We start from the raw sequence: 11,403 nt of genomic DNA on the forward strand, positions 1-11,403 counted from the left end.
TGTTTTAATCGTAAAGATAAAAAATGCGCTCCATCATGTGCCACTTCTCATCGCTCGTAGCACCCTTGCCGCACTTCTGGAACTTGCCTACCACTTCCTCCCACTCTGCCTGTCTAGGGAGGGTAGCGAGTTCTGCCATTTTCTTGTCCCAATCGAAATCTACGGGAGCATCCACAACCATCACCAGGCGGTTGCCGAAGATGTAAATCTCCATCTCCAGGATACCTACCTGTCGGATTCCTTCACGGATCTCCTTCCACTGCACTCCCTCTGAATGCAGGCGGCGATACTCGCGGATAGCCTCTTCATCAGATTCCAACTCCAGCCACTGCACGTAGCGTTTGGTGGCTACAGGATACTTCTTCTGTTCATAACCTTTCATCATAATCATTAGGGTTTTAAAGATTAAACATTATATTATCTGCAAAAATAATGCAAGCGAGCGCAATGTAAGCTTGCTTACAAATTGCCGAGCGCAGCTTATTTTCTGCAAAAATATGAAAAAAAATTGAGGTAAACAAGCCAAGTTACCGATATTTTGTTTATTTTTGCATTATCATTGCAGAAATGCAAGTTATGATTTACAAAACAATTCTATAAGATTAAAAGAAACTAAAGATTTACGATATGAAGAAACTACTTTTATCCATCGCCTTCCTGCTCCCTGCTATGGGAATGATGGCGCAGACTCAGGTAAAGACTGCCGAAGGTATTCTCGAAGGAAAAGACCTCTCAGGCATCACAGTTTTCAAGGGTATTCCATTTGCAGCCCCTCCTGTGGGCAATCTCCGCTGGAAGGCTCCTCAGCCAGCCCAGAAATGGCAGGGCGTCCGCGAGGCAAAGGAGTTCGGACCGAACCCGATGCAGGAACCTATCTTCGGAGACATGAACTTCGGCACGAAGACAAACAGCGAGGATTGCCTATACCTTAATATATGGACTCCTGCAAAGACCATGAAGGAGCATCTGCCGGTTTTGATTTATTTCAACGGCGGAGGACTGATGGCTGGCAGCGGAAGCGAACCTAGATATGCGGGCGATGCAATGGCGCGCAAGGGCATCATCTCCATCACAGCCAACTATCGTGAGGGCATCTTCGGATTCTTCGCTCATCCACAGCTCTCCAAGGAAACATCCTACAAGGGTTCCGGCAACTATGGATTCATGGACCAGGTGGCAGCCATCCAATGGGTGAAGGATAACATCGAGGCTTTCGGCGGAGACCCTAACCGCATCACCATCGTAGGTGAATCGGCTGGTTCCATGTCAGTAAGCGCCCTGATGGCTTCCCCTCTTTGCCAGGGACTCTTTGCCCAGGCTATGGGTTCCAGCGGTTCGGTGATGGGATTCAAGAAGATTGCCACCCAGAAGGAAGCCGAGGAGAAAGGCGTGCAGCTTGCCCAGAAAATCGCAGAGAAGATGGGCAAGGAAACGGGCAAGAAAGTGAAAAAAAACATAGGAATGAAGAATCTCAACGAGCTTCGTGCCCTTCCTGCCGAGGAACTGATGAAGCTGGCGGGAGTAAGAGCGGTTCCTGTCTATAATATCGACGGATATTTTATGAAAGAACAGCCTGTAGATGTCTTCGCCAAGGGCGAGCAGACCAAGGTGCCTCTGCTCATTGGTGGCAACAACCAGGAGATGACACCATGGGCGGTATTGATGGGCAAACAGCCTACCGTTGAGAATCTGAAGGCTGGCGCCAAGGCCACCTTCGGGTCAGAGAACATCGATGAACTCTTCCGCCTTTACGGAATCAACAGCGACAAGGATGTACTGGAGCAGCCGGGTGTGAATCTGGCTTCGGATATCTTCCTGGATTATTCTACCTGGAAGTGGGGCAACATGCACAAGCTGACTGGCGGACAGCCAGTTTACCGCTATCGCTATTGCCATCCTCGCCCAGCAATGGCCATCAAGGGCAAGGTGGCAGCTTTGGCTGGCGGCGTGGTAGATGCGAAAGAAGATGCAGCTCCTGCTCCACAGGATAAGGGTGCCGTTCACTCTGCCGACATAGAATATGCAATGGGCACCTTGCCAACCAACCGCGTGTTCAACTGGCAACCGGAGGATTACATGATCAGCGACATCTTCAGCCAGTATTATGTAAACTTCGTGAAGACCGGAAATCCAAACGGTCTGGGTCTGCCGGAGTGGCCATCCACCAATGGCAAGGCCGTTGCCCCTGTGCTTCAGATAGATGTAAAGACAGAAGTGAAGTCTGATGCCCAGATGGAGAAGCGCTATGATTTCATCGACAAAATGTTCTGGGAGAAGAAATAGAGATGTTTCAGAAATTCATCATCAATAGAGACGGAGTGCTGAAGTTCGGCCACGTCTATCTTCACCGTGACATGCTGGCCCCGGGTGAGCAATGCACCTACGGCGGAGGTTTATGGAAAATTGATGAAGGCAGGGGAGCCATCGTGCTCTATGGAAGGAGTTTCGACTTCGGTCCTCCCGATTTCGACTTTGTGAAACAGATAGACTGGACGGGCTTGGGGGGAACCCCTCGCCCGCTGCTCTATCTGCCGCATTGGCCTAACGAGGAAGAGATTGTGCCTATCATCATCAATTGAGAAAATAGTATAATATTCTATAAATTCTATGCAAAAAGTTTGCTCTTAACAGATAAAAGCGTACTTTTGCGAAAAGAATTCACTTAAAAAGCAGTATAGTATGAAAAAGAAATTAGTTTTGACTGCAGCCGTTATCGCTGCATTGTCAGTTGTCTCTTGCAATAGCAAGAAGACAAATAGCCAGGGAGCTGATCAGGATAGCCTCAGCTATGCAGGAAATGATTCGCTCAATTCTAACGATATCGTGCTCGATTCCATCGCCGGCACCTATGAGGGAACTCTCCCTGCTGCCGATTGCCCAGGAATCAAGACAGTATTGACGCTCAATGCCGACAGTACCTACCAGTACTCAGCCGACTATCTGGAGCGCAAGGATGGTCACGACGAAGCAAGCGGTATCTTCAAGGTCTTGGCTAACAACGTAGTAGAAATCATCCGCCCATCCAGTGGCGAGGCAACTTACTTCAAGGTGAAGGATGCCAACAGCCTCATCATGACCGACTCGCTCGGTACTGAGCCTGAAGGCGCCATGGCTAAGCACTATGTGCTGACCAAGAAGAAGTAAGCTATTCACATCTAAAAAGAGCACCCATCTCATATCAAGAAAGCATCTTTTTCTGCTTCCGAAATACGAGATGGGTGCTTTGCGTTGTGGCAGTTGGCGGAATTATTTCTTCTGATACACCCTTACATAATCGATGAAATACTTCATCGGAAGAGCGGAATCATCTATTTCGCCACCATTATCACCGCCCAGGGCAAGATTGAGCAGGAGATACTGCGGCTTCTTGAAAGGCTGCTCGCCATTGCCCAGCTTGCCATTCACCGCCTCAGCCTGACTAATCTCGTTAAGAAGTTCATCGTCCAGATAAAGACGGATGCTCTGCTCATCCCAATCCATACGCCAAACGTGGAACTTATCAGCCCATTGCGCATCACGATCTGTGAAATGGGTGAAAGGGATAGCCTTACTGTTCCATTTCGCCGTCCAAGGCTTATCGGTACCCCAGCAGGCATTGGCAAGGATATGAGGCACTCCCTGCCTGCGATAATACTCCATCATGTCGATTTCTCCATTCGACGGCCAGTCCATGCCACGCCCCAGAAGCCAGATGGCAGGCCAGGATCCGCCAGCCGTAGGAATCTTCGCCCTTACCTCTACCCTGCCATAGAGAAACTCCTTCTTCTCTGCCGTATTCACCGAAGCAGAGGTATAATGAATCTTCTCGATGTTCTCAGGCCATCGGCTGCTGTTCTTCCTGAAACCGGGATTTCTGCGAGCCTTCTTCTCCTTACGGGCCTCGATTACGAGATTGCCATCCTTGCAATAGGCATTGGCTTTCTGATACCATTGCGCCTCATGGTTGCGCTTGAATCCCTCCTCGTAGTTCCACACCTTGGAATCGAGAAGTCCATCGGTATTGAACTCATCGCTCCATACCAGTTTCCAGTCGTTCTGAGCCATCATGGCAGATGGAGACAAAGCCATCGTCAACACTCCGAACGCCATTCCCATTTTCTGCTTTACATTCATATTGATTGATTGTTTTGTTATTAATTTCCAATGATTGTCAGTTTTACGTATAATCATAGAATCAATAATACTGATGATTACTGAATTAATGATGCTTATGATTACCAAAGATGATGCAAAAATACAAAATTACGATAAGAAAGAAGAGTACTTTTCGAGAAATCAGGAGTATTTTTCGAGAAATCAAAAGTTATATTCTACATTCCAACATATTACAAACCCATTACATTCTCATCTTTCACGTTAAATTCAATTAAGTTTTACCTCATAACTTTCGCTATTTCAGATATTTTTCCTAATTTTGCGTCCACGTTTCCAACGGATGAAATGAATATTAAGATTAGATTATAAAATTAGGTATTATATAAAATAGACAAGGAAAAAGGAAAAAAGAAAAATGGAACATGTTTTTACTGAATCGATGTTTTTGGTGGGCTTTGTGATATTTATCGCCGCCATACTCGTATTAGACATGCTGGTCATCGACCGAAAGGCGCATGTGGTTTCCATCAAGGAAGCTGGCTCCTGGACGGCAGTATGGATTATTCTCGCTCTCGCCTTCGCCGTGTTCATCTACTTTCATGGAGACATGGTGCACGGCATAGAGAACTTCGACGACCTGAAGCTGATAGCCTCGCGTTATGCTTCTCATCTCAAACTGGATCCGAACGATTATGAAGGGAGTCTGCAGCAATATCGCCACTACATGACCATCTCTTACATCTCGGGTTATCTGATAGAGAAGACGCTCTCGGTGGATAATCTCTTCGTGATGATGATGATCTTCAGTTCGTTTGGAGTGGATAAGAAAGATTACCAGCACGTATTGAACTGGGGTATTCTGGGAGCCATCGTGCTTCGCTTCATCTTCATCTTTGCGGGTGCAGCCCTCATCAGCCGATTCGCCTGGATATTGCTCGTATTCGGAGGATTCCTGGTTTTCAGTGGCGCCAAGATGTTCTTGAACAGGAACAAAAAGGAAGAGATCAATGCCCTGGATCATCCGGTGGTGAAGTTCATGCAGCGACGCCTGCATCTGGGACCGCTGGTAATGACGGTGGTGTTCATCGAGTTCTGCGATCTGATTTTCGCTTTCGACAGTATCCCTGCCGTATTCTCGGTTTCGCTCGACCCGTTCGTGGTGTTCTTCTCCAACATCTTCGCCATCCTGGGCTTGCGTGCCCTCTTCTTCCTGCTGGCAGCAATAGCCGATAAGTTCCGCTACTTGAAGGTGGGTGTGAGCGTGCTGCTGGTGTTCATCGGTGTGAAGATGCTCATCCACGATTTCTTCGAGATTGATGCAGTAAGTTCGCTGGTATTCATCATCCTCGTCTTACTCGTCAGCATCGGAGCTTCGGTGGTGATTCCGCAGAAAAAGGAAGCTTAAAAACACAAAACGCAGTAATACGCCCTGCAAGGGCAAAAGCTTTTAAGTACCTGGAAAGTACAAAGTTTTTGCCTTTATAGGGCGAACTGTTTATATTTCTAATACCTCCTCAACGGTCTATACTTAATGGTATAAATCCGGTTGAAATAATCCTTCCATTCATTCGGCTCCTTGTCATCATCCCGAACAATCCGAATACCATAAAACCTGGTGCCCGTTTCCTTATACTCCTTGAACCTCGCCAACATCTGCTGCGGCGGATTCGGAATCAGGAAATCCGTAATCCAAAGCACATCGGCATTCACATAATGCAGACCATCGTTATCGAGCAAATCAAACATCTGGTTCATCATCTTCTTTGCCGAAGTTCCACCGCCTATAAAAGGCAGATGGGTTGATTCATGAGCTTCCACAACCGTGATTCCAATCCTCTTCAACCGCTCCGCCTTCCGCTTTGCCATCAAATCAATGGCACGAGTGCTCACGGAGAAATCTATCAGAAAGCAATCCCGCTCCAAATCCTCTGCCGTTTCTTCCAACAGGGAAATCAGCGTAGAAGAAATCCTTTCAGGCGTTCCATACATACTTGCCGAAGTATCCAGGCAGACTATCATCGGACCCTTTCGGGAAGCATGGGTAAAGCCGAGTTTGCGGGAAGGCTTCGACATTTCGCTCTTATAACGGAAAGTCTGGAGCCTGCGGGTTCGATACTTATAGATAAAAAGCCCCTCCATATCCTCATCGCTGTATTGCGCCAACTCCAGCGGAAGAAGCGAATTGAGATCATCGCCCACGGTAATGCCCTCGATGTCGCTTCCTGCGGAATGCTCCATCTTCATCTCCACCCCCGAGGCGATGGTGAGCCTATCTTTGCCGTTGGCATCTGCCACACGACCCATCTTCGCTACAATCTCCTTGATTTCCGGATATTTATCCTGAATCTTCACCTGGTTCAGGCGACGTTCAAACTCCGTTTCCGTCCATCCGTTCGTCATCAGTTCCCAGGCTTGCACGGCTCGCTGCTCCGAAACGCCCTTCGTCTTCATGTTGCGGGTTATCTGGTCCATCATGCGAACCAATCCCGTTTCGAAGTTATTCTGACGGAGAGAAATAAAATCCTTCAGTTTGTTCAATACCTGATGGTCGATGCACACCTTCCAGTCTCTTACCAGTCGCTCCCAGTTTTCCGGTTTCGAAGCACCATAGCCAGCCATCAGTTTCAGGAAGAAAGACTTATCGAATCCATCCTCCCGGTGTTCCTGCTCCAACTGGTCGATGAGCGGAAGCCACACCTGCTCATCCATTCTCTTAAAGGGAGTCCAGTCGAGCACATCATCAGCCCGATGACTTTCGGTCCAGGCACGTTGGCGTTGGAATCGCATGTGATGAACACATTCCACGATGAACTTTCCCACACAATCATAGAATACCTTGCTCTTGATCTTGCTGTTCACCACCTGGCGCACGAATTTCTGCACCTCTTCACCAGTTTCCGGAATCGTCACTTTCAGGGTAAAGAGATGAATGAGATAATCCTTCAGCGGGTCTTCCTTCAAATTCCAAGGCATGGCTGCGCCAGTCGGATCAGGAATCTTCACCTGCCCCGACTTGCAGAAGTCGTCCAGCATCTTCAAGTAATACTGCGCTTCCGCCAAATCCTTGTTATTCTGGTATTTCATCTTATTCGATATTTTTCACCAAATCGGTAAAAAGCTTCTTATATATTATAGGAAGACTAAGCCTTCTCTTTCTCCATCAGATATTCTGCGAAGATTCTTGCAGCACTCTCCACTTTGGCAGCGCAAGGACGAGACTTGTAGTATTCTGCCGTTCTTGCCGAAGCCACATAGCTGGATTGCGCCTTCTCATGGCCCTTCAAGCCCAGAATCTCGGCACAGATGATACTGCCATTCTGCTCCTTCGATTTGGCTAACAAATCCTGCACCACCTTGTAGCAGGCCGACTTTCCCTCGCGGTCATCCCCCTCAGTCTGTCCGCAATCCAAGCCAACGAGCACCACAATGCCCGAAACAGCTCCACACATCATTCTCATTCTGCCAACTCCACCACCGAAGCCGGCACCAATGCGCTTTGCCATCTCATCATCAAGACCATACAAATCGGCAAAGGCAGCCACCACCGACTGGCAGCAGCCATAGCCCTGCATAAAATTCTCCACCGCCTGGTGAACACGAGCCTCCAACTCTGGAGATAAAGTTATCTGTTCGTTCATCATGTTTTTGTTCTTCTAAATATAATAATGTATAAGTAACTGGAGGCGATTAAACCTCATAAAGTTTCATCGTATCCTGTCGGGTAAACGCCAACTCCTTATAGAAATCACGGAGATAGGCCGAAATTTCAGCCTTATCATCCGAAGACACAAAGAGATTCTCGCCCAACTGCCTTTCCAGCGAAGTCAAGCCATCCGAAAGGGTTTCGATTTCCCCCTCATAATCTCTGCCATCATCAGGATTTCTGCGAACCCGATGATACTTGATATCCTCGGCAAGCGCATTCTTCATCTCCACGAGTTTTTCTGCGAAAGGAGAAAAGAGTGCACGAATCACGATGCTTCGGATTGCATCCCGCTCTTCCGGTTCCTGCCACAGACAATGGTAGATAGGAAGCAGGTCGCAGATATCCACCTCTTCCCTATCCTGCATAAAGGCAGAAGTGCGAAGCAGACGAACGATATTTTTCCATCGGCGGTCGCTCACATAGATATTTCTGCGCTCGGCAGCCTCATCCACATTCACGGCTCTCAGAGATTTACGGATGGCGGAAATTGCATCAAGCACCTCCTCCTTCACGCCAATCTTACAGATTTTCTCCGCCCATTCAGCATACTCCTCAGGGGATATTCTTATATCGCACACGGATTTCACAGATCTCACAGATTTTTTCTTTGTATCCTCAGAAATAAACAAATCTCTTTCTGATATTTCTACTCCCATTAGTGTTTGCTTTACAGAAGACTTCTTGGACATAACATTAGCCTCATCCGTGGAATCTGTGAGATCCGTGTGAGACTCATTAGATTCCAGCAGCATTGCACGGAAATTCTTCTCCAGCTTAATCGGTCGGCTCTCTATTCTAATCACGAATCGGTCCCAAAGCGCCTCCAGTCCTTCTCCCTTAGCCGGCAGCTCATTACTAGCCGCCACGAGAAGTTTCAGAGGGAGATGCATTTCGCGATTGCCATTTCTGAAGATTTTCTCATTAATCACCGTGAGGAGCGTGTTCTGGATAGCAGGACCCGCCTTCCAGATTTCATCCAGGAAAACCACATCGGCAGTAGGCAGATAACCCTCCACCGCACGCTCGTAAGTATCCGAAATCTTCAGTTTTTGAATGCTCACCGGACCGAAGATTTCATCGGGCGTAGAGAATCGAGACATCAGATACTCAAAGCTCTGAGCATCCCAGAACGCCGTCTTCAACTGTCTGGCCACCATACTCTTCGCCACACCCGGAGGTCCTAAAAGAATAACGCTCTCGCCTGCCAAAGCGGCAAGAAGCGAGAGCGAAATTTCAGTATTTTTTTCATAAATGCCCCGGTTCATCTCCTGGAGCAAAAGTTTGAATCTTTCCAGCATGTAATTACTTTACGTTGCCCACCTTAATCAAGTACTCAGCAATCTGAACTGCGTTCAGGGCAGCACCCTTACGAATCTGGTCGCCGGTCAACCACAATGTGTTACCATTGTCATCAGCCAAATCCTTGCGGATACGACCTACATATACATCGTCCTTACCGGCACTCTCCAATGGCATTGGATAAACGTAGTTCTGGGCATCATCCTTTACAGTTACGCCTGGAGCAGCCTCCAAAGCCTTGCGGATGTCCTCTACAGCCAATGGCTTCTCTGTCTCGAACCAAACACTCTCTGAGTGAGAACGAAGTGAAGAAACGCGAACGCAGGTAGCACTGGTGCGAACATCAGAGTGCATGATCTTGCGGGTCTCGTTATACATCTTCATCTCCTCCTTGGTGTAATCGTTAGGAGTCATCTTGTCAATCTGTGGAATGACATTATATGCCAACTGATGAGGGAACTTATTGATATGCTCAGTCTTACCAGTCTCGATGATATCCTTATACTGCTGCTCAAGTTCAGCCATGGCAGCAGCACCAGCACCCGAAGCACTCTGATAAGAAGAGATATGGATCTTCTTGATATGGCTTAAGTCATCGATAGGCTTCAACACTACAACCATCATGATGGTGGTACAGTTAGGGTTGGCGATGATGTTGCGAGGGCGGTTCAAGGCATCCTCAGCATTAACCTCAGGCACAACCAGAGGCACGTCGTCGCACATACGGAATGCGCTAGAGTTATCAATCATCACGGCACCATACTTAGTGATAGTCTCGGCAAACTCCTCAGAAGTGCCGCCACCAGCAGATGTGAAAGCAATATCGACATCTTTAAAGTCATCGTTATGCTGCAAAAGTTTGACCTCATAGTCCTTTCCCTTGAAGTTGTATTTTCGTCCGGCAGAACGCTCAGAACCAAACAACACCAAATCATCCATAGGGAAATTTCTCTCAGCAAGGATACGCAGGAATTCCTGTCCTACAGCGCCACTTGCACCAACAATTGCTACTTTCATAATCGAATCTTTTAATTTATAAAGTTGTTATAAGTGAATCTTATGGAAAAGAAGGGATGCTCCTTTCCAGCCCGATGATTTCTCATCTTCCAGCCCGATGATCTTTCACCGTTTTGTCAGCCAAAAACCGCTTATCCTCTCAAATCCGCTGCAAAGTTAAGACTTTTTCTACAATATCAAGCATAAAATCCCAAAAATTATTGCTTTTTGCTGCAATTTTATCTTTTTTGCTTACTTTTCTGCAAGAATTTGCATAAAAACGGAGAAAAATAGTTGCAATTACGTTTAGTAGTTCAAAAGAAAAACAGCGAAATCATCCGTTCACATAACTTCTATAATGAATTGTGTATGCAAAGTTAAGAAAAAAACAATATTCAATGGCAAATAACCAAGAAAAATCCCAGGAACTTATAATTTTTTATAAAAGAACAATATATTATACCTTTTCTTGCGTAATCTAGGATTTTTTTTGCTACCTTTGCAGGAAAAGTACAATATAATACACTACTTGGTATGAAAATTCAAGAAGTAATGAAATTGCAGCGTAAGGCCTTGGGGATTACCCAGCAAGACCTCGCCGACATGTCTGAGATAGCCATTTCAACCATCAAGAAAATAGAGAGCGGTAAAGGCAACCCTTCCCTATCGACGGTTGAAAAAATCATGGATATCCTTGGCATGGAGGTTAAATATGAGATTCGTCAAACCGTTTAAAATAAATTGTATGAAAAATAAGAATCTGTTCAATCGTATCTGATATAATGCAGCAAGTAAGCATCCAATATTACAGTTCGCCTTGTGGAGAAATCATCCTGGCATCGGTGGACGATGAATTGTGCCTTTGTGATTGGAATGAAATGCCATGTTCAGAGCGCAATAAGCTTCGGCTTTCGCGGTATATGAAGGCTGAGTTCAAGATAGAAACATCCCCTATCCTGGAACTGGCCAAGAAGCAACTGAATGAATATTTCACCGGCAGCCGCAGGACATTCGATATTCCGTTGCACCCTATAGGAACCGATTTTCAGAAAAAAGTATGGCGTGCATTGCTCAACATCCCCTACGGAGAAACAAGAAGCTATAAGGAAATAGCCATAAGTTTGGGTAATTCCAATGGCACAAGAGCCGTGGCAGGTGCCATCGGCGCTAATGGCATCAGCATTTTCATTCCCTGCCATCGTGTTATCGGAAGCAATCATCTCCTTACAGGTTTTGCCGGAGGATTGGATGCAAAGAGAAGGTTATTAGAGATTGAAGCAGAACAAAAACAACATAAAACGTAGATT

12 protein-coding genes are annotated in these 11,403 nt (G+C 46.6%); 6 read left to right on the forward strand and 6 right to left on the reverse strand.

Annotation, left to right across the window (positions count from 1 at the left end; all coding sequences use genetic code 11):
- Positions 1-4: 4 nt before the first annotated feature.
- Positions 5-388 carry an L-rhamnose mutarotase gene (locus DXD25_RS05380; RefSeq protein ID WP_187360439.1) on the reverse strand — a complete coding sequence of 128 codons (384 nt, stop codon included), beginning with the start codon at positions 386-388 and terminating at the stop codon, positions 5-7.
- A 239-nt stretch (positions 389-627) separates the two neighbouring features.
- Between DXD25_RS05380 and DXD25_RS05385 the strand changes: the two genes are divergently transcribed.
- The 3 genes from DXD25_RS05385 (at position 628) to DXD25_RS05395 (ending at position 3,144) form a co-directional block, all read left to right on the forward strand.
- Positions 628-2,283: a carboxylesterase/lipase family protein gene (locus tag DXD25_RS05385; RefSeq protein ID WP_187360437.1), complete on the forward strand. Its 1,656-nt coding sequence runs from the start codon at positions 628-630 to the stop codon at positions 2,281-2,283.
- A 2-nt stretch (positions 2,284-2,285) separates the two neighbouring features.
- Positions 2,286-2,579: a hypothetical protein gene (locus tag DXD25_RS05390; RefSeq protein WP_117662123.1), complete on the forward strand. Its 294-nt coding sequence runs from the start codon at positions 2,286-2,288 to the stop codon at positions 2,577-2,579.
- 100 nt (positions 2,580-2,679) lie between these two features.
- Entirely contained in the window at positions 2,680-3,144 is a 465-nt protein-coding gene (locus DXD25_RS05395) for a copper resistance protein NlpE (protein ID WP_117662124.1), read from the forward strand.
- Between the two features lie 102 nt (positions 3,145-3,246).
- Here DXD25_RS05395 and DXD25_RS05400 read toward each other — a convergent pair whose 3' ends face one another.
- On the reverse strand, positions 3,247-4,089 hold the full coding sequence (locus tag DXD25_RS05400) for a family 16 glycosylhydrolase (protein ID WP_370453402.1): 843 nt from the start codon (positions 4,087-4,089) through the stop codon (positions 3,247-3,249).
- A gap of 421 nt (positions 4,090-4,510) precedes the next feature.
- On the opposite strand from DXD25_RS05400, the gene DXD25_RS05405 reads away from it, so the two are divergent.
- On the forward strand, positions 4,511-5,500 hold the full coding sequence (locus DXD25_RS05405) for a TerC family protein (protein ID WP_117662126.1): 990 nt from the start codon (positions 4,511-4,513) through the stop codon (positions 5,498-5,500).
- Between the two features lie 98 nt (positions 5,501-5,598).
- Here DXD25_RS05405 and DXD25_RS05410 read toward each other — a convergent pair whose 3' ends face one another.
- Genes DXD25_RS05410 through DXD25_RS05425 form a run of 4 tightly spaced genes read right to left on the reverse strand, consistent with a single transcriptional unit; the run spans position 5,599 to position 10,117 of the window.
- On the reverse strand, positions 5,599-7,179 hold the full coding sequence (locus DXD25_RS05410) for a kinase (protein WP_117662127.1): 1,581 nt from the start codon (positions 7,177-7,179) through the stop codon (positions 5,599-5,601).
- 56 nt (positions 7,180-7,235) lie between these two features.
- Entirely contained in the window at positions 7,236-7,736 is a 501-nt protein-coding gene (locus tag DXD25_RS05415; RefSeq protein WP_117662128.1) for a C-GCAxxG-C-C family protein, read from the reverse strand.
- A gap of 46 nt (positions 7,737-7,782) precedes the next feature.
- Entirely contained in the window at positions 7,783-9,099 is a 1,317-nt protein-coding gene (locus tag DXD25_RS05420) for an AAA family ATPase (protein WP_117662129.1), read from the reverse strand.
- Between the two features lie 4 nt (positions 9,100-9,103).
- Positions 9,104-10,117: an aspartate-semialdehyde dehydrogenase gene (locus DXD25_RS05425; protein ID WP_117662130.1), complete on the reverse strand. Its 1,014-nt coding sequence runs from the start codon at positions 10,115-10,117 to the stop codon at positions 9,104-9,106.
- 513 nt (positions 10,118-10,630) lie between these two features.
- On the opposite strand from DXD25_RS05425, the gene DXD25_RS17125 reads away from it, so the two are divergent.
- Together DXD25_RS17125 and DXD25_RS05435 are read left to right on the forward strand one after the other, a co-directional pair.
- Positions 10,631-10,831 carry a helix-turn-helix domain-containing protein gene (locus tag DXD25_RS17125; RefSeq protein ID WP_040553377.1) on the forward strand — a complete coding sequence of 67 codons (201 nt, stop codon included), beginning with the start codon at positions 10,631-10,633 and terminating at the stop codon, positions 10,829-10,831.
- 47 nt (positions 10,832-10,878) lie between these two features.
- The gene (locus DXD25_RS05435) at positions 10,879-11,400 is read left to right on the forward strand and encodes a methylated-DNA--[protein]-cysteine S-methyltransferase (RefSeq protein WP_117662131.1); all 522 of its coding nucleotides are present in this window, start codon (positions 10,879-10,881) and stop codon (positions 11,398-11,400) included.
- Positions 11,401-11,403: the final 3 nt, after the last annotated feature.

The organism is Prevotella sp. TF12-30, from assembly GCF_003436715.1.
Lineage (GTDB): Bacteria > Bacteroidota > Bacteroidia > Bacteroidales > Bacteroidaceae > Prevotella > Prevotella copri_A.

What these genes read in the sequence shown, in the direction of transcription:
- DXD25_RS05385 (WP_187360437.1), top strand. Translation starts at nt 628, where the DNA reads ATGAAGAAACTACTTTTATCCATCGCCTTCCTGCTCCCTGCTATGGGA.
- DXD25_RS05400 (WP_370453402.1), bottom strand. Translation starts at nt 4,089, where the DNA reads ATGGCGTTCGGAGTGTTGACGATGGCTTTGTCTCCATCTGCCATGATG.
- DXD25_RS05435 (WP_117662131.1), top strand. Translation starts at nt 10,879, where the DNA reads ATGCAGCAAGTAAGCATCCAATATTACAGTTCGCCTTGTGGAGAAATC.
- DXD25_RS05395 (WP_117662124.1), top strand. Translation starts at nt 2,680, where the DNA reads ATGAAAAAGAAATTAGTTTTGACTGCAGCCGTTATCGCTGCATTGTCA.
- DXD25_RS05405 (WP_117662126.1), top strand. Translation starts at nt 4,511, where the DNA reads ATGGAACATGTTTTTACTGAATCGATGTTTTTGGTGGGCTTTGTGATA.
- DXD25_RS05420 (WP_117662129.1), bottom strand. Translation starts at nt 9,099, where the DNA reads ATGCTGGAAAGATTCAAACTTTTGCTCCAGGAGATGAACCGGGGCATT.
- DXD25_RS05390 (WP_117662123.1), top strand. Translation starts at nt 2,286, where the DNA reads ATGTTTCAGAAATTCATCATCAATAGAGACGGAGTGCTGAAGTTCGGC.
- DXD25_RS05415 (WP_117662128.1), bottom strand. Translation starts at nt 7,736, where the DNA reads ATGATGAACGAACAGATAACTTTATCTCCAGAGTTGGAGGCTCGTGTT.
- DXD25_RS17125 (WP_040553377.1), top strand. Translation starts at nt 10,631, where the DNA reads ATGAAAATTCAAGAAGTAATGAAATTGCAGCGTAAGGCCTTGGGGATT.
- DXD25_RS05425 (WP_117662130.1), bottom strand. Translation starts at nt 10,117, where the DNA reads ATGAAAGTAGCAATTGTTGGTGCAAGTGGCGCTGTAGGACAGGAATTC.
- DXD25_RS05410 (WP_117662127.1), bottom strand. Translation starts at nt 7,179, where the DNA reads ATGAAATACCAGAATAACAAGGATTTGGCGGAAGCGCAGTATTACTTG.